The sequence below is a fragment of the Geobacillus subterraneus genome (assembly GCF_001618685.1).
Lineage (GTDB): Bacteria > Bacillota > Bacilli > Bacillales > Anoxybacillaceae > Geobacillus > Geobacillus subterraneus.
The window spans coordinates 1,803,499-1,825,121 of sequence record NZ_CP014342.1; the positions used below are offsets into that span (position 1 = coordinate 1,803,499).

The 21,623-nt window shown below is 54.5% G+C and carries 17 protein-coding genes and 1 pseudogene; 2 read left to right on the top strand and 16 right to left on the bottom strand.

Annotation, left to right across the window (positions count from 1 at the left end; all coding sequences use genetic code 11):
• Positions 1-199: 199 nt before the first annotated feature.
• From GS3922_RS08855 to GS3922_RS08915, 13 genes are all read right to left on the bottom strand, one after another.
• Positions 200-436, bottom strand: a complete 237-nt coding sequence (locus tag GS3922_RS08855; RefSeq protein ID WP_063166044.1) for a CotD family spore coat protein — start codon at positions 434-436, stop codon at positions 200-202.
• Positions 437-865: 429 nt separating this feature from the next.
• Positions 866-2,137, bottom strand: coding sequence for a ribonuclease H-like domain-containing protein (locus tag GS3922_RS08860; protein ID WP_063166045.1), 1,272 nt, complete (start codon positions 2,135-2,137; stop codon positions 866-868).
• A gap of 109 nt (positions 2,138-2,246) precedes the next feature.
• Positions 2,247-4,538: a DEAD/DEAH box helicase gene (locus GS3922_RS08865; RefSeq protein WP_063166046.1), complete on the bottom strand. Its 2,292-nt coding sequence runs from the start codon at positions 4,536-4,538 to the stop codon at positions 2,247-2,249.
• Between the two features lie 70 nt (positions 4,539-4,608).
• Positions 4,609-5,394 carry an IclR family transcriptional regulator gene (locus GS3922_RS08870; RefSeq protein WP_063166047.1) on the bottom strand — a complete coding sequence of 262 codons (786 nt, stop codon included), beginning with the start codon at positions 5,392-5,394 and terminating at the stop codon, positions 4,609-4,611.
• 139 nt (positions 5,395-5,533) lie between these two features.
• Positions 5,534-6,322, bottom strand: a complete 789-nt coding sequence (locus tag GS3922_RS08875; protein ID WP_063166048.1) for a fumarylacetoacetate hydrolase family protein — start codon at positions 6,320-6,322, stop codon at positions 5,534-5,536.
• A 6-nt stretch (positions 6,323-6,328) separates the two neighbouring features.
• Positions 6,329-7,546, bottom strand: coding sequence for an NAD(P)-dependent malic enzyme (locus tag GS3922_RS08880; protein WP_063166049.1), 1,218 nt, complete (start codon positions 7,544-7,546; stop codon positions 6,329-6,331).
• Positions 7,547-7,725: 179 nt separating this feature from the next.
• Entirely contained in the window at positions 7,726-9,909 is a 2,184-nt protein-coding gene (locus GS3922_RS08885) for a malate synthase G (RefSeq protein WP_063166050.1), read from the bottom strand.
• 107 nt (positions 9,910-10,016) lie between these two features.
• Positions 10,017-11,462, bottom strand: a complete 1,446-nt coding sequence (locus GS3922_RS08890; RefSeq protein ID WP_063166051.1) for an FAD-linked oxidase C-terminal domain-containing protein — start codon at positions 11,460-11,462, stop codon at positions 10,017-10,019.
• Complete coding sequence (locus GS3922_RS08895) at positions 11,459-12,817, bottom strand: (Fe-S)-binding protein (RefSeq protein WP_063166052.1); 1,359 nt, start codon at positions 12,815-12,817, stop codon at positions 11,459-11,461. Before GS3922_RS08895 ends, GS3922_RS08890 begins: the two co-directional genes overlap by 4 nt.
• Before the next feature lie 2 nt (positions 12,818-12,819).
• The gene (locus tag GS3922_RS08900) at positions 12,820-14,142 is read right to left on the bottom strand and encodes an FAD-binding oxidoreductase (RefSeq protein WP_063166053.1); all 1,323 of its coding nucleotides are present in this window, start codon (positions 14,140-14,142) and stop codon (positions 12,820-12,822) included.
• 178 nt (positions 14,143-14,320) lie between these two features.
• Positions 14,321-15,217 (bottom strand): NAD(P)-dependent oxidoreductase, encoded by an 897-nt coding sequence (locus tag GS3922_RS08905; RefSeq protein WP_063166054.1) that lies wholly within the window; start codon positions 15,215-15,217, stop codon positions 14,321-14,323.
• Positions 15,214-16,008: a hydroxypyruvate isomerase gene (gene hyi, locus GS3922_RS08910; RefSeq protein ID WP_063166055.1), complete on the bottom strand. Its 795-nt coding sequence runs from the start codon at positions 16,006-16,008 to the stop codon at positions 15,214-15,216. Before hyi ends, GS3922_RS08905 begins: the two co-directional genes overlap by 4 nt.
• A 64-nt stretch (positions 16,009-16,072) precedes the next feature.
• Entirely contained in the window at positions 16,073-16,657 is a 585-nt protein-coding gene (locus tag GS3922_RS08915) for a TetR/AcrR family transcriptional regulator (protein ID WP_063166056.1), read from the bottom strand.
• A 176-nt stretch (positions 16,658-16,833) separates the two neighbouring features.
• On the opposite strand from GS3922_RS08915, the gene GS3922_RS08920 reads away from it, so the two are divergent.
• Positions 16,834-17,721: an ABC transporter ATP-binding protein gene (locus GS3922_RS08920; RefSeq protein ID WP_063166057.1), complete on the top strand. Its 888-nt coding sequence runs from the start codon at positions 16,834-16,836 to the stop codon at positions 17,719-17,721.
• A complete protein-coding gene (locus GS3922_RS08925) occupies positions 17,718-18,518 on the top strand; it encodes an ABC transporter permease subunit (RefSeq protein WP_063166058.1) in 801 nt (266 codons plus the stop codon). Before GS3922_RS08920 ends, GS3922_RS08925 begins: the two co-directional genes overlap by 4 nt.
• Before the next feature lie 55 nt (positions 18,519-18,573).
• Here GS3922_RS08925 and GS3922_RS08930 read toward each other — a convergent pair whose 3' ends face one another.
• The 3 genes and pseudogenes from GS3922_RS08930 to GS3922_RS08940 form a co-directional block, all read right to left on the bottom strand.
• Entirely contained in the window at positions 18,574-19,212 is a 639-nt protein-coding gene (locus GS3922_RS08930) for a Bax inhibitor-1/YccA family protein (protein ID WP_063166059.1), read from the bottom strand.
• Between the two features lie 398 nt (positions 19,213-19,610).
• Entirely contained in the window at positions 19,611-20,891 is a 1,281-nt protein-coding gene (locus GS3922_RS08935) for an IS110 family RNA-guided transposase (protein WP_012749092.1), read from the bottom strand.
• A 187-nt stretch (positions 20,892-21,078) separates the two neighbouring features.
• Positions 21,079-21,600, bottom strand: a pseudogene (locus GS3922_RS08940) (AbrB family transcriptional regulator); the annotation flags it as partial.
• Positions 21,601-21,623: the final 23 nt, after the last annotated feature.

A 21,623-nucleotide genomic window follows, 5' to 3' on the forward strand; every position in this document is an offset into this window, starting at 1 on the left:
TCATCTTTCCTTTATTTTTTCAGAAATTACGCCGGTTGTCAATTGACGTTTACCTTGCCTAAGCCGCGGGAGCGGACAGCCTGACGGGACTTTCTGCCTGCACCGGAAAACCGTTTCCTCGCTAGGACGGCGCGGCCGGCAGCGCCAGCTGTCCACCGCAAAAAAACAGAAGCCGACAAAGCGGCTTCTGTTTTCACGTCTAGTAGCCAACCGGAAACGGCGGCATCGGTCCCGGACAGTACAAGTGCCGGCTGGCGGCCTGAGCAACGGCCGATTCCGTGTGCGGGAAATAATGACGATGCTCATACAAATGATGATAAACGTGCGTTGTGTGCGACGGATGAATATGCGGCACAATCGTTGCTTGGAAATGGTGTTGGACACAGCATCGAGGCGGATGGACGATCGGCGCCGTCACATATGGTGGGCAATGCATGACATCCTTCTCCTTTCATCGTCTAGGCTGTTGATTGACAATACTAGCCTATGATGAACAGGACGGACTCGTACTAGTATAGATACCCATTTTATGCCTGTTGTACAGCCGCACCGCATCTATTCCCCCACCTTGCGGCCCGGAGCGCTGCATAGCCCGGCCCCGCCATAGCTGCACTTAGGAAAACGTTCAGAGGCCGCCGCGTTAATACACATAATTGAACACGACAAACGTCAAGCCGACAACAATAAAAAAGAGGTACAAAATTTTTTTGTACATGCTCCGCATTGTGCTCTTCTCCCTGCCATCGTTTTCGTTCATTCCGATGCCATTGTACACATTTTTTGTTTTTTCTACAAGATTCGCAGCAAAAAGGCACAATTTTTCATTTTTCTGTCACATTTTGCGCTTGCCAGGGAAATGAGCGTTTCATTTCCCCACCCCATTCTTCTTGCGCGCCAGCCGCTCGAGCCGCTTGCGCCATTCCTGTTCCTCCTCTATGCCTTGCCGGCTCGCCTCAGCAAGCGACCGCCATGCTTCATACGCCATAGCGGCATAGCGGTGCGCTTCAGCCGCATTGCGGAAATGGTGCTCATATGCTTTCGAAAGCTCAAGACCGGCCTTCACCTTCCAAAGGCCGCTCCCATGATCGAATAAGTCGCGCCAAATGGCAGCCGCCTCTTCGTAACGTTTTTCTCTCCGGTGTAAAAGCGACAACTGCCATTTCGCCGCCTCCGCCTCCTTTGCTTCTTTGCCGCTCGCTTGTTCATACACGCACCGAGCGGCCGCTGTTTCCCCGACCGCTTCGAACCAACGGGCGGCGGCCAGCTGTTCCCTCGGATCAGAGAGCTGCGCCGCTTCAAGCAGCTGCATCGATAAATGAACGTAGAGCACAATGAGCGACAACACGTCATGCTCGTTATGGCGCAATACCGGCATGAGCCGCTCCGGATGAGGTGTTTGCAAAAATTCTTGATAAATCATCGGCGCTAAAAAGCCGGGGACATCATCATCCCGCTCGATATGAAGAATATGCCGCTCCACCTCCGCTAGGCGAAGCGAATCGAGCTTGTCTTTCCATAAGCGGCGGGCGGCGTGATACAAATCAAAATGACCAAACGCCGGCAGTTTCGGCACTAGATCGCGGACAAGGGTATGGCGCGTTTTCAGCCGCGGCCAGTCAAACGCTTTTCCATTATACGTCACGAGCGTCGTATAGTCGACATCCGATAAAAAGCTTTGATACAGCGCCACCTCCGCCCCCGGATGCGGCAACACGTGCTGGCGGACGATGACCCGATCATCAAGGACGCGGGCATGGCCGAGCAAAAACATGACGGTTCCCGCTCCGCTTGAGAGCCCCATCGTTTCCGTATCAAAAAAGAATAAGTCGCCAACAGAAAACCCGCGGCACGAGAGCGGATGGGAAAACGCTGCTTCCTGCCAGCGCCGGTGCACGTCATACAGCGCCCCGAGCCGGTAGCGGCCGCGCTCGTAATCAAGCGGGTGCACCGTCTCCCGGATGAGGCAATAATCACCGGCAAACCAATACGGCTTAACCCCGTATTCGCGCCAAACGTCAGCAAACGGCACATCTGTCGCCTCACGTTCGCCCGCTTCTCCTTTACTTTCTTCGCTTTCCGTTTTCCTTTTATGCCGGGCGGCAAGCAGCTCTTTCCATTGCGATAACTTCGGTTTCATTTGTCCGATCGCCCTCCTTTCCGTTCGCTCCCTTCTATTGTTGCGTGCGAACGCGTAAAACCGGCCCATTTTTCTCCGCTTAAAAAACATTCAAGCCCGGCGGCGCTCATCATTCTTCGCAGGAGCGAGGCGAAACAGGCGAACCCCCTGCAAGCTGTTCGGTCAAAAACTGAATAAGCTCTCGTTTCACCGGCCGCCCTGCCGTCTCAGAAACGCCGATGCATGATGGGCAGCCGTCGGTGCACGGGCAGCGCTTCACCCATTCCTTTACGTTTTCGAGCATTTCCTCATACCGTTCAAATACAGCTTCCGATAAGCCGATGCCGCCCGGATAGCGGTCATAAAGAAAAATCGTCGGCCGCCCGGAGTGCGGCGCCTTCAGCTGCGGGACGACATGAACGTCCGAACGGTCGCACATGACAAAGATGGGAACAAGATGGCCAAGCACGTTGGCGATGCCGACAAGCAGCTGTTCAAACAATGCCGGGGAAACCCTTGATGGAACTTCCTTCCATTCAAACCATGCTGCTGACGTATGAAGCGTTTCTTCCGGGAGGTGGATCGGTCCTGAGCCGATGTTTTCAAACGTCGACAGTTTCAGCTTTTTAAATATCGTCGCCATTGCCCGGACGGATACATCGCCGTAGTGCACCGCCATCAGCCCCCGCTCTTCGCTCCGGTCATCAGACAATACATCAAGCTGGACGGCCAAATTGGCATCGGTAAAATATTCGACATCAACTTGGCGGACGTACGCTTTTTTCTCTTCCCAATCAAGTTTTTCGACTTGATATTGCGTTCCTTCGTGCAAATAAATCGCTTCTTCATGGAGCAAAGTCATCGCGCTGAAGCGGTCCATTTCGCCGATGACGCGGTGGCGCGCGATATTCGAAATATCGATGATCACCACGTTCTCCTGCGCCGCCGAGCGCAAGCTGATGTTTTGCGCCGGAAAGGCGTCGCTCATCCAATGCCAGCGCCCGGCCCGTTCGTGAAGCACTCCTTGGTCGACCAAAAAATCGAGCACGTCTTCGATCTCAACGCCGCCGAACGTCTCGCCGCGCCGAAACGGAAGCTCATACGCCGCACATTTCAGATGATCGACGAGAATGAGCATATTGTCCGGATTGATGCGGGCTGTCTCCGGTGAACGGGCGAAAACGTATTCCGGATGGGAGACGATGTATTGATCGAGCGGGCTCGAGCTGGCAACCATGATGACGAGCGAGTCGCCATGACGCCGTCCGGCGCGCCCTGCTTGCTGCCACGTGCTGGCGATCGTTCCCGGATAGCCGGTCAAAATGCACGCCTGCAGCTGGCCGATATCGACGCCGAGCTCGAGCGCGTTCGTACTGACGACGCCGATAATATCCCCGCTGCGCAGCCCTTTTTCAATGGCGCGCCGTTCGTTTGGCAAATAGCCGCCGCGATAGCCGCGAATCGTCGTTTCCCCGATTCGTTCCTTCACCGCCGCTTGCAAATGGCTCAAAATGAGTTCAGCACGGACGCGGCTGCGGGCGAAGACAATCGTCGGGATGCGATTGACAAGCAGCTGCCGCGCTAGTTCCACCGCCGTTTTTGTCGCGCTTTGGCGGACGTTCATCGCCCGCTCGACGACCGGCGGGTTGTAAAATACGATATGTTTCCGTCCGCGCGGCGCCCCGTTGTTGTCAATGAGCGTCATCGGCTCGCCCGTCAGCCGCTCGGCCAGCTCTTGCGGATTGGCGATCGTTGCCGACGTACAAATAAATGTAGGGGAGCTGCCATAAAATGCGCATATCCGTTTTAAGCGGCGGATGACGTTGGCCACATGGCTGCCGAACACGCCGCGATACGTATGCAGTTCATCGATGATGACGTAGCGCAGCTGTTCAAACAGTGAAACCCATTTCGTATGATGCGGCAAAATCGCCGTGTGGAGCATATCCGGATTCGTGATGACAATATGGCCGGCTTGGCGGATTTTTTGCCGCAGCGCCGGCGCTGTATCGCCGTCATATGTATAGCTGTAAATCGGCACGCCCATCTCAGTGATCATTTCATTCAATTCATTTTTTTGATCTTGGGCGAGCGCCTTCGTCGGAAATAAGTAAAGGGCGCGGCTCTCCGGCGCTTTGGCGATCGCCTGAAGAACAGGCAAATTGTAGCAAAGCGTTTTTCCAGAAGCGGTCGGCGTTACCGCCACGATGTTTTGTCCGCGCTGCACCGCCTCGTACGCCGCCGCCTGGTGCGTATAAAGCGAGGCGATGCCGCGCGCTTCAAGTGCCGCGCGCAGCCGCGCATCGAGTTCGGCCGGAAACGGGACGGTATCGGCTTCTTTCGGTTCGATTTCATGCCAATACGCAACATTCGGGTCTTGGCGGAGCTGTTCGATCCATTCGGAAAGCGTCTGTTTTTTCACGTCGCAAGTCACCTCGTTTCTATTTTACATGCATCGTTCGCCTGTTTGCACGAAAAAAACCGCCCAACTGTTACAGCTGGACGGAATGGGCCGGCCGATGGCCAAGCCGCGCGGAGAGTTCTTTGCCGATCTGGCGCATGCGCACAGCGAGTCCGGCGATGCGGTCGTCCGTCATACGGATCGTTGGGCCGGAAACGCTGACAGCGGCAACGACGCTGCCGGTGTAATCAAAAATCGGCACAGCCACACAACGGATGCCGTATTCATTTTCTTCTAAATCGAGCGCATATCCGTTTTGCCGGACGGTGTCGAGCTCGCGGAAAAACGCCTCGCGGTCGGTGATCGTCAAATCGGTATGCTTTGGCAACCCTTTCCGGTCAATAATTTTTGCAGCGACTGCCGGCGGCAAATAAGCTAAAATCGCCTTGCCGACCGCCGTACAATGCATCGGCGCCCGCTTGCCGACTTTCGAATGCATGCGCAGCGTTTCTGTTCCTTCCAATTTTTCAATGTAAATGACTTCCCCTTGGTCATAAACGACAAGATGGACAACTTCGTTCGTTTCTTTTTCAAGCTGGCGCAAATATGGCCGCGCTTCCTGGCGCAAATCGATCGAATCAAGCAGCTTCGAGCTAATTTCCAAAAACTTGTATCCCAGCTTATACCGCTCTGTTTCCGGATGTTGCTCGATATAGCCGTATTGGGCGAGCGTCGTTAAGATGCGGTACACTGAACTTTTGTTAATGTCCATTTGTTTAGCGATTTCCGTGACGCCCAGTCCATCTTTTTTCGCACTGACGATGTCAATAATTTGAAGCGCCCGGCTGACGGATTTGACGATATTTTCTCTTTCCATTCTGTTCACCTCGATTTGTTCTCCCCGCTCGCCATTATACACGAACGGCCGGGCGTTTGCAGGCGCCGCTGCAGACACAGTGTATAACGTCGGGCGTTAGGCCGGGGCACGCCGCTTCTAAACATCGGAACATAGCACGTTATCTTTGTTGAGTGGAAACAGCCGGCGCTTTCGCGGCGACGAACGTATTGCGGAGCGTGCCGATGCCATCGACTTCGCACTCAATGACTGTTCCCGGACCGACGAACTCAGCGCCGACCGGGCTTCCTGTTAAAATGACATCACCCGGCTGCAGCGTCATTACATACGATAAATACGAAATCATTTTGCTGATCGAAATAATCATCAGCTCGGTCGGGCTGTTTTGTTTTTCCTCGCCATTGACCCGCGCTTTGACCGCCACCGACCGCGGATCGAGTTCCGTTTCAATAACCGGACCGAGCGGCGTGAACGTATCGAACGATTTTCCAACCGTCCAATGGCCATCCGGGTGGAAAAATTGCGGCGCAGTAACGTCGTTGGCGACCGTATAGCCAAAAATGTACGCCCATACGTCGTCCTCGCTCACTTGTTTTGCCTCTTTGCCGATGACGACAGCCAGCTCGGATTCAAATTTCACTTCGCTGATTCCGTTCGGAATGACAATATCCGCTTCCGGACCGATCACCGATGAAGACGGTTTAAAGAAAAAAACGGGAATGTCCGGCAGTTCAGCCGGCAGCTGTTCGCGCGCCGCCACATAGTTGGCGCCAATGCCGATTACATGGCGCGGCACAAGCGGCGCTACGAACGAAACGCCGTCGCAGCGGAATACGTTTCCGGTATAATCCCAAGCAGCAAACATGTCGCCTTCAATTTCACGGATGACTTCGCCGCTCACTACACCGGCGCGAATGGCGCCCTCGGCGATAAAACGGGCAAACTTCATTGACAGTTACCCCTCTCTTACACGATTTTTTCTTTCATACTTCTCCTTGTTTCGGGCCACCCCGGTCTCAATGGCAGCGCCGGCAACAGCAGAAGCGACCGCCGACACAACGCGCTGGTCGAACGGGTTCGGAATGACGTACTCCTCGGTCAGTTCTTCCGGCTGAATGAGTCCGGCGATGGCCTCAGCAGCGGCAATTTTCATCGCCTCGTTAATTTGCGTCGCCCGCACATCGAGCGCACCGCGGAAAATGCCCGGGAACGCCAGCACATTGTTCACTTGGTTCGGCAAGTCTGATCGGCCGGTCGCCACGATGGCAGCCCCAGCTGCTTTTGCCTCATCCGGCATGATTTCCGGCACCGGATTGGCCAAAGCGAATACGATCGCTCCCCGGTTCATCGACCGAACCATCGCCGGCGTCAGCGCGCCGGCAACCGAGACGCCGATAAACACATCGGCTCCTGAAATGACCTCTTCAAGCATTCCAGAGACGCGGCGCTGATTCGTTTGTTTCGCCAATTCCTCTTTCATGGCATTCATCCCGTGTGGGCGCCCTTCATAAATCGCCCCTTTTGTGTCACAAACAATGAGGTCACCGACCCCGATCGTCAACAGCAGCTTGGCGATCGCCACCCCGGCAGCGCCGGCGCCGTTGATGACGACCCGGCAATCGGCGAGCCGTTTGCCGACGACTTTTAAGGCGTTCGTCAACCCAGCGGCGACGACGATCGCCGTGCCGTGCTGATCATCGTGAAACACTGGGATCGCCATTTCTTGGCGCAGCCGCTCTTCAATGACAAAACAGGCAGGAGCGGCAATATCTTCCAAATTGATGCCGCCAAATGTTGGCTCGAGCAGCTTGACGGTTTGGATGATTTGTTCCGGATCTTCGGTGTCCAAGCAGATCGGCACCGCATCAATGCCGGCGAACGCTTTAAACAAGGCAGCTTTCCCTTCCATCACCGGAAGCGCTGCCCGCGCACCGATGTTACCGAGCCCGAGCACCGCCGTGCCGTTTGAAACAACGGCGACGAAATTGCCTTTCATCGTATAATCATACATCTCATCTTCGTTGGCATAAATTTCTTTGCACGGTTCGGCCACTCCCGGCGAATAAATAACACTTAAATCATTCGCATTCACGACCGGCACTTTCACTTCAACCGACAGTTTTCCTTTTGCCTGTCGATGGACAAACAATGCTCGTTCCCGCAAATTTTCCATAGCCGATCCCTAGCTACTAACCTCGTCCCATCGATGCCGCCTTTGTGCTGCTTCGCGTTCTGCAGCCGGCCAGTAGCAACTAGGAGCTGCCTCCTTTCCGATTATTTTTAGAATTTTCTGATTGTTATGAGTAGGAAGGAACAAGGGCACTCAGCCCCTGTTCCGGAGCGACAAGTCGCTTATTGCTGAACGGCGGCAAACTTCGCTTTCGCCTCATGGCGGCGGCGGTGCAAAATCGGCTCCGTATAGCCGTTTGGCTGTTCATAGCCGAGGAAGATGAGATCGCATGCCGCTTGGAATGCCACCGAATCATCATAGTTTGGCGCCATCGGCCGGTAGTTCGGATCGCCGGCGTTTTGTTCATCGACGACTTTCGCCATTCGCTTCAGCGTCTCGAGCACTTGCTCTTTCGTGCAAATGCCGTGGTGGAGCCAGTTGGCGAGAATTTGGCTCGAAATGCGGAGCGTCGCCCGGTCTTCCATCAGTCCGATGTTATGGATGTCCGGCACTTTCGAGCAGCCGATCCCTTGGTCAATCCAGCGGACGACATAACCTAAAATGCTTTGGCAGTTGTTGTCGAGCTCTTCTTGGATTTCGTCCGCCGTCCATTGCGGGTTGTTGACGACCGGAATTTGCAAAATGTCATCGCGGTAATCGTTCCGGCCGTTAGCCAGCTCGTTTTGTACAGCGGCAACGTTCACCTGATGGTAATGGAGCGCATGGAGCGTGGCGGCTGTCGGCGACGGCACCCATGCCGTATTGGCGCCTGCTTTGAGCTGCGCTCCTTTTTGCTTCAGCATTTCTGCCATCAAATCCGGCATCGCCCACATTCCTTTGCCGATTTGCGCCCGGCCGCGGAAGCCGGCGGCAAGCCCAACGGCGACGTTCGATTTTTCATACGCCTGCAGCCAAGTCGATGATTTCATCTCGTTTTTGCGCAGCATCGGCCCCGCTTCCATCGACGTATGAATTTCGTCTCCGGTCCGGTCGAGGAAGCCGGTGTTGATAAAAATGATGCGGTCGCGCACTTGGTAAATGCAGTTTTTCAAGTTGAGCGACGTCCGCCGCTCCTCATCCATGACACCGATTTTAATCGTATTCCGCTTGAGGCCGAGCATATCTTCGACGCGGTCAAACAGCTCGTTGGCAAACGCCACTTCCGCCGATCCGTGCATTTTCGGCTTGACGATGTAAATCGAACCTTTGCGCGAGTTCAAGTAACGCGTGTTGCCGATCAGCGAATGTTTCATAATCAAGCTTGTAATCACCGCATCGATGATCCCTTCATGCACTTCTTCGCCGTTCGCATCCAAAATGGCGTTGTTTGTCATCAGATGGCCGACGTTGCGCACAAACATGAGCGAGCGGCCCGGCAGCACAAGCTCTCCGCCATCCGGCGTTTTATATACGCGGTCCGGATTCAAGGCACGCGTCAACAGTTTCCCGTTTTTCTCAAACGTCGCTGTCAAATCACCTTTTATCAAACCAAACAAGTTGCGGTACACGACCACTTTATCCTCGGCATCGACAGCTGCGACCGAATCTTCGCCGTCCATAATCGTCGTCACGGCCGCTTCTAGGACAATGTCTTTGACCCCGGCTTGATCCGTTTTTCCGACCGCATGCTCGCGGTCGATTTGAATTTCAATGTGAAGGCCATTGTTCTTCAGCAACACCGCTGTCGGATGTTGCGGGTCGCCTTGGAAGCCGACGAATGTTTCCGGCTCTTTCAGCCCTGTTGTCGCCCCGCCTTCTGTCGTCACGACAAGCTGCCCGTCAACAATGGCGTACTGGACAGCGTCTTTATGGGAATATTGCGCCAGCGGCACCGCTTCATCTAAAAACTGCCGCCCGTAGGCGATGACTTTCGCTCCGCGAACCGGGTTATACGATGAACCGCGCTCGGCGCCGTCTTCTTCACTGATGGCGTCCGTGCCATACAACGCATCATACAAGCTGCCCCAGCGGGCGTTGGCAGCGTTTAATGCATAGCGGGCGTTCGTCAACGGAACGACGAGCTGCGGCCCGGCTTGCACGGCAATTTCATCATCGACATTGTCGGTCGTAATCTCAAAGTCCTCGACTTCCGGCTCCAAATAGCCGATGTCTGTCAAAAACGCTTTATATTCGTTAAAATCAAAGCGGCCGCGATGCGCTTTATGCCACTCATTCAATTTTTCTTGAATTTCGTCGCGGCGGGCGAGCAATTCTTTGTTGCGCGGCGTCAAGTCGGAAATGAGCGCGCCGAAATCGCTCCAAAACTTGTCTTGATCCAACCCGCTGTTCGGCAGAAGCTCCTCGTTGACAAAGTCGTACAACACTTTGGCGACTTGGATGTTCCCTTTTTGTACGTATTCGCCCATTATTCTCTTCCCCTCTCTTGTTTCTTATTACGAAACATCGTTTCTCAATTTCTCTAAAAAGATGATACCATGAAACGAAATGACTGGCAATCGTTTTCAAAAAATTTTCATTTCACTGTCGACGGCATCTTTGTCTCTACACAACGTCCCGGCGTCGGGAACAGCTTGCCGGCGTTGAGCAAGTTTTTCGGGTTAAACACGTCGCGGATTGCCGTTTGCGCCAAAATTTCCTCATCAGTGAAAATGAAGCGCATCTCTTCTTTTTTCTCAATGCCAACGCCATGTTCCCCTGTAATTGATCCGCCGACCGCCGCGCACGCCTTGAGGCATTCGCTTCCGGCGGCAAGCGCCCGCTCCGTCTCCCCAGGCTTGCTCGCATCAAACAGCACAAGCGGGTGCAAATTGCCGTCGCCGGCGTGGAAAATGTTTGCGATTCTCAGTCCATACTTGCGGCTGATATCGGCGATTTCCCGCAGCACTTCCGGCAGACGGCTGCGCGGAATGACGCCATCTTGCACTAAATAGTCAGGCGAAATCGCCCCCATGGCGCCAAAGCCGGTTTTCCGGTTCGCCCACCAGCGGGCCCGCTCTTCCTCTGACTGGGCGACTTTCACTTCGCGCACATGGTGGCGGCGGCAAATCGTTAAAATATCGTCGATTTGCTCGTCAATCCCGGCGGAAATGCCGTCCACTTCAATGAGCAACAGCGCGGCGATGTCTTTCGGATGGCCGACTGGAAACGCGGCCGCTTCAACCGCCTCGATGGCCGTCTGGTCCATCATCTCCAGCGCCGCCGGCACGATTCCAGCGGAAATGATGTCGGAAACGGTCTGGCTCGCATCTTCCACTTCGTCAAAATAGGCGAGCACCGTCTGTTTGGCCTCGGGATTTTTCAGCAGACGGACGGTAATTTTCGTCACGATGCCAAGCGTCCCCTCCGATCCGGTCAACAACCCGAGCAAATCGTAGCCGGGCGGGTCGGGGACGCCGTTTGCGCCGATTTCAATCACTTCGCCGTTCGGCAGGACGACTTCAAGCCCCAAAATATGGTTCGTCGTCACCCCATATTTCAAGCAATGGGCGCCGCCGGCGTTTTCCGCGACGTTGCCGCCGATCGTGCAGCAGTATTGGCTTGACGGATCGGGCGCATAGTAATAGCCGCGGTGGGCGACCGAGTTCGTCAACTTCAAGTTGACAAACCCCGGCTCGACGACGGCGCGCCGGTTTTCGAGATCGACGTGCAACAGCCGCTTCATCCGCGTTAGGCTGATGACGACTTCGCCGTTTAGCGGAATCGCCCCGCCGCTTAACCCCGTGCCGGCGCCGCGGGCGAGAAACGGCAGTTCGTGCTCATGGCAATATTTGACGACCGCCGCCACTTCCTCGGCGCTGTTTGGGAATACGACTGCCTTCGGCAAATGGCGATGGACGGTAAAGCCGTCGCAGTCATAGGCGATCAAGTCTTCCTTGCGGTACAAAATCGCCGTTTCGCCGACAATGCGGGCGAGCGCCCGAATGTGCGGGTCGTTCGTTGCAATGGGCCGTTTTCTCATATGCGCACGTCCTTCCCTTCCTCTTTTTGGTATGCCCAATCAAGCAGCTGCACCGTATGGACGATTTTTTGGTTCCGCCCGTGTTTCATGACGCCAAGCGCCATTTGCAGCATGCAACCCGGGTTGCCCATCGAGATGAGTTCCACATCTTGCGGCACGTTTTGCATTTTGCTCTCCAGCACCGCTTGCGCCATTTCCGGGTGGGTGATGTTGTAAATCCCTGCGCTGCCGCAGCAGCGGTCGGCGTTCGGCATGGCGACCATTTCCACGCCCGGAATGCTGTTGATCACAGCGCGCGGCTCCTGGCGGATGCCTTGACCGTGGGCTAAATGGCACGCATCATGGTACGTGAGGCGCACGTTCAGTTCTGCCTTCGGCGGCTTGAAACCCGTGTCATGCAAAAATTTGGACACATCCTCGACTTTGGCGGCAAACTGTTCCGCTTTTTCATGCCATGTTGGATCATGCCGGAACAACTCCGGATATTCCTTCAACATCGCGCCGCAACCGGCGGCGTTGACAATGACATGGTCGACCTCTTGAAACGCCTCAATGTTTTGCTTGGCGAGCTTCCGCCCCGTTTCGCGGTCGCCGGCATGAACATGAAGCGCCCCGCAACACGTCTGGTTCGGCACGATGACGACATCGTTGCCGTTACGCGTCAACACGCGGATCGTCGCCTCGTTAATGTCGGAGAACATCACGTCCATCACGCAGCCGGTCAAGATCGCGACCGTCCGCTTCGTTTCCCCTTTGGCCTTAATCAGCGGCTCACGCTTATACTTTTTCCGTACCGGCGTGCCGACTTCCGGCAAAATGGCCTCCATCTCAGCCAAATGGTCCGGCATGACCCGCAGCACCCCGGTCTTACGCGCCACCGTCTGCAGCCCGCTTTTTTGGTATAGCTTCAACAGGCGGCCAAACCAATCAAGGCGCGACGGGTGCGGGAACACCCCTTTTAAGAAAAAGTCGCTGACAAACGCCTTCCAGCCCGTGAGCGGCACCGCTTGGCGGAGCTGACCGCGCACTTGTTCAATGAGCCCGCCGACATCGACATCAGCCGGGCAAGCCGTCGTGCAGGCACGGCAATCCAAGCACGTAAAAATCGGATCGAGCAAATCAGGCGTCAACTCAAGCTTCCCTTCGCCGACCGACTTCATCAAATGAACGCGGCCGCGCGGAGAGTGCTGTTCTTCACCCGTCTGTTCGTACGTCGGGCATGATTCTAAACACATGCCGCAATGAACGCAATCAGCCCACTTGCTCGGGTCCGGCAAATCGTGAAAACGATAGTTGCCGAGGCTCGCGGTCGCACACGCCGGGCTGTCCGCCCGCTCATTCATCACTGTGCTCATCGTTAAATCCCCCCAATAAAGCGCTGATCGTTGACCGTTTTGTTTGGATCGACTTTCCGTTTGATGCCCTCAAGCAAGAAAAAGTATGATGGCTTTCCGCCCCAGACATCAATGCGCTGGCGCAGTGAAAACGGCAAATGCTTGACGACCGCATAGCCGCCCAAGCGGACCGCTGTTTGGCGCAACTCCTCAATGGCGGCGGCGACCCCCTCTTTACTGCCGCGCACATACGCCTGACAAAGCCCATGGCCCAATCCGCCGTGCGCTTCGACTTGAACGTGGCAGCGATCAGCGATTAACGCGCTTTCCCGCAAGATCGAGAGCACGTCCAAGTTAACGACGCCGATTTTCACTGCCGCTTCCACGCTGTCCCCCACGGTTGTCAGACGCCCGTTCGGCGCGATCGTGTAAAACATCCGCCAAAAAGCTTCCACCTTCTCACCGGCTAAAATGGCCATCGCAGCCGTCCTCGGACAGAGGCGTTCCACCCACTGCTCTTGATAATGGACGGCCTTTTCCACGTCTTCAAACCCGATCGCGAGCGTATAGACAGGACGTCCCGTCAACCGCTCGGCAAGCGCCGGGTTGAGCAGTTCAAAACAAACCGGCTCCATCATCGTATCAAGGAACGAAACGGCGAACGAGCGAATCTCGTGAACATCGCCGCTTGGGAACGATAACAAAACAACGCTTTCATATTTCGCGAGCGGCCGGAGCTTCAGCGTGATCTCGCTCAGCACGCCAAGCGTCCCCATCGCCCCGATAAACAGTTTGTTCATGTCATAGCCAGCGACGTTTTTCACTACTTTGCCGCCGGAGCGGATGACCGTGCCGTCCGGATACACGCTGCGCAGCCCGATGACCGAATCGCGCGCCGATCCGTAGCCAAGCCGCTTCGGCCCGCTGTCGTTCGCGGCAATCACTCCGCCGATCGTCGCTTCATCCGGCCAGAACGGATCTAACGCTACTTTTTGCCGGTGCGGGGCAAGCGCGCGCTGCAAATCACCGAACACCGTTCCCGCTTTCACGGTGACGGTCATGTCGGCGGCCGCGTGTTCGACAATGCCGGCATAGTTTTCCAAAGACAGCAAAATATCTGCCTGTTCCCGCTGCCCGCCAAACCCTCGTTTCGTGCCGCGGCCCGTGACGACGACTTTTTTGCCATGATGGTCGGCATAACGGAGCACCGCGGAGATGTCTTCTTCCGTCTGCGGGTAAACGGTCACCGCGCCGCTATTGCCAAGCGGGTGAGGAGATTCATTTGTTTTGATTTGTTCTGGACGCAAGAAAGCGCTTAACTCATCGAGCCATGTCAACGAGAGCATTGTCGCCCCTCCTTTGTTTCGCGATAGGAAACAACGTTTCTTTTTTAATTTTTAAAAAAAGCGAAACGCGCTCAACGTTTCAGCCAAATTCACCTCCTGCAGGAGGTGCCGCTACCTCTATTAAATCATTGATGACCCATTTTTTCAATGAATTTTTTGAATTTCCATATCATTTTGTTCATTCCGTCTCTTTTACCGTCACCCCGACTCGCCGCTCGAACAGTTGGATGACCGCGGACATATCCAAATCAGCGAGGCCAGCGTCCATCGCCGCCGCAAACGTTTCTTCAGCCTCGGCTCCGAGGCAGCGATTGATGCCGATTTCGTTCATGAACGCATTCGCCAAGCGCACATCTTTATGTACATACTTCACCGCCCCGCCAGGCGCGAATTGACGCGGCAGCACGAACTGCTCCATATGGCGGCGCAGCATCCGGCTGTCTCCGTAGCTTTCTTTTAGCAGCCGATACAGCTTCCCGGCGTCGAGCCCGTAAGCGACGCCGGCGGCCATCGCTTCCGCCGCGGCGACGGAATGGACGGCAACTAAATATTGATTGAGTATTTTCGCCGCACTGCCGGCGCCGCTTTCCCCTAAATATTCGACTGTTTTTCCTAACACGCTCAGAAGTGGCCGTACCCGCTCCCATGCTGCTTGATCGCCACCGACCATCATCGTGAGCGTCCCTTGTTCCGCCCCTTCCGGCCCGCCGCTGACCGGCGCATCCAAATAGGAGACGCCGCGCTGACGGGCCCATTCGGCCACAAGCCGGCTCGTCTTTGGGCCGACGGTCGTAAAATCGAGGCAAACCGCTCCCGGACGGGCCGCATCGAGAATGCCGCCTTCCCCTGTATACACATTGATGACATCATCCGGCATCGATAAGCATGTGCAAATGACCTCCGCCCCGCCGGCCAGTTCTGCCACTGTCGCCGCCTGTCGGGCGCCAAGGTTGACAAGCGGAACCGCTTTTTCTGGCGTACGGTTGTACACCGTGACATTGAATCCCGCTTCCACCAGGCGTCTGGCCATGCGCGAGCCCATCACGCCCAACCCGATAAAGCCGACATTCGTCATCGTCCTGCACCTCCTCTCATGCGATATGCTTCATACCAGGCAAAGCTCTCGCTGCTTTCCCGCGCCGGGATGTACTCGAGCCCGACCGCCCCGCTGTAACCGCGCTCCTGCAAAAACGAAAAAATGTCGCCATACGGCAGCGCCCCCGTCCCCGGCTCATGCCGCCCGGGGGCATCGGCGAATTGAACATGGGCAATGAGCGGCTCGTAAGCAGCAAACGTGGCCGCCACATCGAAGCCAAGCCGCGCCATATGATAGATGTCATACTGCAGCTTGATGTTCGGCCGGCCGAGATCGCGGATGATCGCCGCTGCTTCCGCAATGTCCGTTAAAAAGTAGCCGGGCATATCGAACGGATTGATCGGTTCAAGCATCAGCGTCAGCCCATGAACCGCAAGCGCGGCAGCCGCTTCGTCGATGCGGTGCATATACGTTTCCTTCGCCCGCTCGCGCGGCATCTCCTTCGGCACGATCCCGGCCATGCAATGAAGATGCGGCACGCCAAGCTTTAGCGCATAACGCACACCGTCCTCAAGAGCGCGGCGGAATTCATCATGACGGTCGGGGAAAATCGCGAGTCCGCGCTCTCCCTTTTCCCAATCGCCAGCCGGCAAATTGATCAACACGAGCGACAACCCGTGCTCTCCCAACTCGTCAGCCATCGCTTCCGGCGCCGCCGCATACGGGAACTGGCACTCCACAAGCGAAAACCCGTGCTGCTTCGCCTTCGCGAATCGAGCAAGAAACGGCACTTCAGTAAAAATCGTTGACACATTGACGGCAAATTTCATCCTGTGACTCCTTTCCCCCTTTTGTTCTTTTTGTTATTCTCCTTACCCTCTGTCGATTCCTGCCTCACCGCGTCTCCCCTTTCACACCGTAAAAAAACAGAAGGAGCAGCTCATCAATCAGCCGTTCGCTGTACAAAGAAACAGGGATTTTCTCTGACACGTCGCGCCATAAGTTCAAATACAAAAGCAGCGTATCAATGGATAAGTACGGGGCAATCTCTCCCTTTTCTTGGGCTTCGCGAATCATTTCGATCACCAGCGGCAGCACCCGCGTTTCGTAAAGCACATCGACCGAATGGCGAAATTCATCATCCTCCTTTATAAGGCGATGAATGAGGTCAACTTGGATTTCTCCCAACACTTTTTTCTTTTGAAAAATGATATATTTCACTTTTTCTGCAAATGAGCGGTCTTCTTTTAAAAAGGCTTCGTATTCTTCCACCTGGCGGATCATATAATCGATAAGCGTTTCGCGGACGAGATGTTCCTTGCTCCCGAAATAATTGTAAATCGTCACTGGCGACACGTTAGCCTGCTTGGCGATCATTTGGATCGTCATCCCGCGCGGATCGCTCGTCCGCAGCAACTCCAACACCGTTTGCTTGATCGCCTGTTTTTTTTGTTCCGTCCGCCTGGTAAATCCATTCATCAAAAACCACCTTCCGTCTCGCTTTTCTTTTATTTTCTTCATTCTACCCTTAATTTTAATAAAATAGAAATAAAAATTACAAAATTAATTGATAAACACTTAAATTTTAAAATATAATAGGAATGAAATGTTTTTATATAAATATTTCAAAATTTATCTCTAGGGGAGATCATGTCATGATCGAATTGCAACAGTTAACGAAAGTCTTTCCGAACGGTCGGGGCATTTTTGATGTCACCTTCACCGTCCACCAAGGCGAAGTATTCGGATTTTTAGGGCCGAACGGCGCGGGAAAATCAACAACGATCCGGCACTTGCTTGGATTTCTGAAACCGACGAAAGGACGCGCTTTCATCTATGGATTCGACTGTTGGCGAGAGTCCGTCCGCGTGAAGGCATTGGTCGGCTATTTACCGGGTGAAATCGCTTTTCCCGAAGGAATGACCGGAATGGAACTGCTTGACCTGCTCGCCGGGATGCGGCGAATGAAAACGACACGCTATCGTGATGAACTAATTGAACGGTTGCAATTAGACACCCGCCTCCCGATCCGGAAAATGTCCAAAGGAACAAAACAAAAAGTCGGCCTTGTCGCCGCTCTCATGCATAATCCCGAAGTGATCATTCTCGATGAACCAACATCCGGCCTCGACCCGCTGATGCAGCAAACGTTTATCGATCTCCTTCGCGAAGAAAAACAGAAAGGAAAAACCATCTTTTTATCTTCGCACATCTTCCCTGAAATCGAGCGGACATGCGACCGGGTGGCGATCATGAAAGACGGCCGCTTGATGGCGGTCAACGATGTTCATGAATTGCAATCGATGCAGCGGAAACTGTTCGATGTCATGTTGTCTCGTGAAGAGGAGGTTGCCCAATTGCTTTCCTCGCCGCTCGAGGTCATCCACCATGACGGCCGCCGCGTTTGCATCGCGGTGCAAGGAAACTACAATGCCTTCATTCGCGAGCTGGCCCAATACCAAGTGCAAAGTCTCGATCTCCGCACACAAAGCCTAGAAGATATTTTTATGCATTACTATGACCACCGGAGGGATGAACAATGAATGTCTCCTTATACAAACAAATGCTCAAAGCACAGACAAAAACGATCATTGGCTATTCGGCCGGATCTGCCTTTTACATCGCACTGGTGGCTGCCCTTTATCCATCGTTGGCCGACTCGAAAATCATTAATCATTATTTACAGCAGCTGCCAAGCGGGTTTCTAAAAGCGTTCAACATCACCGGTATGGGCAATTTGCTTGAATTCATCGCCGGAGAATATTACGGATTGCTGTTTCTTTTGCTCGGGTCCATTTATTGCGTTACCGCTGCCAATCAACTGCTGGCTCGGCCCATCGACCGCGGTTCGATGGCATATTTGCTTGCGACGCCGAATTCCCGGCAGACCATCGCCTTCACCCAAGCGCTCGTGCTGCTCACTGGACTAGCAGCCATCATTCTCACCTCCGCAGCGGCCGGCTTTGCTGCCGATGCATGGCTAGTCACGAATGATGCTCTGCACCAAAAACGATTTCTCGCAATCAATGTCAGTGGCTTTCTTCTCTTTTTCGCCATTAGCGGCTATTCATTTTTCTTTTGCGCCGTAGCCAATGACGAAAAACGAGCACTGTCGTTATCGGGCGGAGCCACCGTTCTGTTTTACAGCTTGGATCTCATCGGCAAACTGACTGAAAAAGCGGAATGGCTCCGATATGGATCGATCTTTGCCGCTTTCGAGCCTGGAGCCATCGCTCAAGGTCAAGCGGAATGGCTCCCATCCTGTCTGCTATTGGCAATCGGCGTTATCAGCTACACAGCGGGGATTGTCACTTTTTCCAAACGCGATTTGCCGCTTTAATGACACCATCACGGAAAAAGGGCTGCTCCTTTGGGAAGCAGCCCTTTTTTGGCGCTCAATCTTCATCGCTGGCGAAAAAACGCAAAATGTAGACAAACAAGTTGATGAAATCAAGGTAAATATTGACGACAATCATCGGAATGTCCGCTTCCGTAAAGCCGTAGCGGGCCAAGCGGTTGATGTCGTAAATCGTAAAGCCAAGGAAAATCAAAATCCCTAGCGCCGCCACTCCCATTTGCCCGACGCTCGAGAACGGGATGAACCATTGAATGATCAATAGGCCAAGGAGCGCAAACGCGCCAAGCATCAAAAATCCGCCGAGGAACGAAAAATCTTCTTTCGTTCTCGCCGCATAAATGGCAACACCCGTAAACGAGACAACCGCTAGGGCAAACGCTTTGAACACCGCCGCGGCGCCAATGATGGAAATGTAATAGCCGATGAGCGGATAGAGCGTCGCGCCCGAGACGAGCATAAACGCAAACATGAGCGGATAGCCGACCGCTTTTTTGCGGCGGGCGAAAATCATCACCAAAAGCAAAATCAGTTCAAGCGCATAAAGCGGTAAATAAAGGCCGGCCGGCACCCATTGCCCGGCGTACAGACCTGCAGTCGCAACGGCCAAAGCCGCGAGAAATGAAACCGCCAGCTTGGCGACCGGGCTGTGCGGGCGGTAAACAGTCGATTGATTCATCACGATTCCCCTCCCTCTAGAAATGTTGATCTATCAAGGCTTTTCGGCCTCTCAGGGGTGTCCAAAAAATATTTTTCGACAAAATCCCTTACATCCTTTTTCAGTTTTGTGGATATCTTACAGACCTAGGGTGCGCTTCGCGGCCACGGCTGGTTATATTTTCCTGCCGCGGGGGGAAGCATATTCGATGCACCCTTTGGATCTCCGCGTCGCTGATGAGGACGAACCCTCCCATGTCTCCGGGCGTCTTCGCGCCAACATTCCCTCGTTCGGTCTCGTCATCAGGCGGAGGCCGGCCAAGCTCCTTTAGGGACTCAAGGTCGAATGGATGAAATCACGCCAGCTTCTCCGGTGTCATCTCGTTGTCCAACGATTCTTCCGTTCGCAGGGGGGAGGCCTTAGGCCGCCCGTTGCACCTGGGACAAGACGTCCTGTTTCATTCGCTCCGCGTCAAACGCTTGTTTCTTCGTACAAATCGCAAACAGCACATTCAACAGCTTCCGGCACAAGGCGACGATGGACTGCTTTCCGGTCAGCGGATTGACGGATCGGGTCGTATAATACTCATGCAGCTCGCGAAACGCCTCGTTATGCCGAATCAGCGGAATCATCGCCCGAAACAGCACCGAGCGCAACCGTTTCCGTCCCCGTTTGGAGATGTGCTTTTGCCCTTTGCGCTGGCCGGAGGAGTTCTCCTTGAGCGTCAGGCCCGCCAACTTCACCAATTGGCGCGGGTCCCGATAATGGGCGAAGCTGCCGATCTCCGCCAGCAGATCGATGATCGTGGCGTCTCCCAACCCGTCGACCGTTTTCAACCATTGGTACTCCATCGTCGTTTGAACCAATGCCTTCAACTCGGCGTCCAGTGCAGCGATCTCCGCCTCCAATTGGCGGTATCGGCGGACGAGCGCGGCGATCTCAAACCGGGCCATCGCTGTCCCTTCCGTCACCCCAATCGAGTCCTTCGCGGTGTTGATCAACGCCTGAATTTTGGCCTTCTGCGGGCATTTCATCCCTTCGCTTTGCCGGTACACCTCAAGAAGCTCCTCCACCGTCCGGCCGGCCATATCAGCCGGAAGCGGCGTCCACTCCAACACCGAAAGCGCCGTTTTCCCCAAGTCACGAAACACGGTCCAAAACTCTGGAAAATACCGATCCGTCCAGCGGACGATCGCGTTTTTCACCGCCGTCTGTTCCTTGCGGAGCTTCTCTTTGAGCGTGCTCCCCACGCGCAAATCGGCTTCAATCTCGTGCAGCAGCCGGGGAACGAGGAATCGTCCGTCTTTTGCCAGTCTGGCAATGACCAGGGCGTCTTTGGCGTCGTGTTTCGTCGGCAGGTTGTCATCAAGTTCTTTCGACCGGCACACATGCGCCGGGTTGACCATGACCAACGGGATCCCGTGCTCCTCGAGGAAGTAGGCCAGGTTCAACCAGTAGTGCCCGGTCGGCTCCACGGCGACGATCACCTCTGACTTCCCGAACGCTTGCATCGCCCCCTGAATCGCTTTATACAGCTGTTGAAACCCCTCTTTCGACTGGAAGATCGGGAACGATTTGCGAAGCACGCGCCCCCGGTCATCCACGAAGCAGGCGTAGTGGGTTCGTTTCGCGATATCAATACCCACGACAAGCGTTTGTTCGGTTACTTGATCAATTTTATAGTTTTGTGTACAATTCATCTGAAGTCCTCCTTGGTATGGTGAGTGATGTGGTTGACACCCCTGTATCATACCAAGAGGGCTTTTTTTGATCAAGTCCCCGGAAAAGCTCCTAACGGGAATGCTCCTTTTTCTTTCTAGTTTAGCATATGTTTGTCACTTATCACAGCCCCCACTTTTTCCGCCGCTATAGCCATCGTAGCCATCCTTATCCGCCGTGCCGCATTGGCCAACGTTCGATTCGTTGAAACCAGCGGGTAGCGAACAGTTTTTTCAGCACTGGCGGGACGACGAACAGGATGAAAAAAATGCGGAACATTTGGTAACTCGTCACGATCGCAAGGCTCGCGCGCGCTTCCTGCGCCAAAATCCCCATCTGATCCATGCCGCCCGGCGCCAAAGCGATAAAGGCGGTCAAATAAGGGACGCCGTGCAAGCTTGTTAGCACAAACGCGGCAGCCATAGAAAACAAAATGAGGGAAAAACCCGTGACAGCCGCCGCAAGCATCATTTTCCGTTTCTCCTTGATGTCAGCCGGCTTAAGCGTTAAACCGAGATAAGCCCCCATCGTAATTTGCGCGATGTCCAATATCGGCGCTGGCAAATCCGGTGCAGGCACCCCAGCGATCACCAGTGCTGCCGTCCCGATGATCGGGCCAAGCAAATAAGCGGTCGGCAGTTTCATGCGCTTGCCAACGAGTGCGCTAGCCACGGTAACGACGAAATACAATGAACGGCAAGGAGACGTGACGT

Excerpts from the sequence above, each read along its gene's own strand:
- GS3922_RS08855 (WP_063166044.1), bottom strand. The coding sequence starts at position 436 with ATGCATTGCCCACCATATGTGACGGCGCCGATCGTCCATCCGCCTCGA.
- GS3922_RS08860 (WP_063166045.1), bottom strand. The coding sequence starts at position 2,137 with ATGAAACCGAAGTTATCGCAATGGAAAGAGCTGCTTGCCGCCCGGCAT.
- GS3922_RS08870 (WP_063166047.1), bottom strand. The coding sequence starts at position 5,394 with ATGGAAAGAGAAAATATCGTCAAATCCGTCAGCCGGGCGCTTCAAATT.
- GS3922_RS08875 (WP_063166048.1), bottom strand. The coding sequence starts at position 6,322 with ATGAAGTTTGCCCGTTTTATCGCCGAGGGCGCCATTCGCGCCGGTGTA.
- GS3922_RS08880 (WP_063166049.1), bottom strand. The coding sequence starts at position 7,546 with ATGGAAAATTTGCGGGAACGAGCATTGTTTGTCCATCGACAGGCAAAA.
- GS3922_RS08885 (WP_063166050.1), bottom strand. The coding sequence starts at position 9,909 with ATGGGCGAATACGTACAAAAAGGGAACATCCAAGTCGCCAAAGTGTTG.
- GS3922_RS08890 (WP_063166051.1), bottom strand. The coding sequence starts at position 11,462 with ATGAGAAAACGGCCCATTGCAACGAACGACCCGCACATTCGGGCGCTC.
- GS3922_RS08895 (WP_063166052.1), bottom strand. The coding sequence starts at position 12,817 with ATGAGCACAGTGATGAATGAGCGGGCGGACAGCCCGGCGTGTGCGACC.
- GS3922_RS08900 (WP_063166053.1), bottom strand. The coding sequence starts at position 14,142 with ATGCTCTCGTTGACATGGCTCGATGAGTTAAGCGCTTTCTTGCGTCCA.
- GS3922_RS08905 (WP_063166054.1), bottom strand. The coding sequence starts at position 15,217 with ATGACGAATGTCGGCTTTATCGGGTTGGGCGTGATGGGCTCGCGCATG.
- hyi (WP_063166055.1), bottom strand. The coding sequence starts at position 16,008 with ATGAAATTTGCCGTCAATGTGTCAACGATTTTTACTGAAGTGCCGTTT.
- GS3922_RS08915 (WP_063166056.1), bottom strand. The coding sequence starts at position 16,657 with ATGAATGGATTTACCAGGCGGACGGAACAAAAAAAACAGGCGATCAAG.
- GS3922_RS08920 (WP_063166057.1), top strand. The coding sequence starts at position 16,834 with ATGATCGAATTGCAACAGTTAACGAAAGTCTTTCCGAACGGTCGGGGC.
- GS3922_RS08925 (WP_063166058.1), top strand. The coding sequence starts at position 17,718 with ATGAATGTCTCCTTATACAAACAAATGCTCAAAGCACAGACAAAAACG.
- GS3922_RS08930 (WP_063166059.1), bottom strand. The coding sequence starts at position 19,212 with ATGAATCAATCGACTGTTTACCGCCCGCACAGCCCGGTCGCCAAGCTG.
- GS3922_RS08935 (WP_012749092.1), bottom strand. The coding sequence starts at position 20,891 with ATGAATTGTACACAAAACTATAAAATTGATCAAGTAACCGAACAAACG.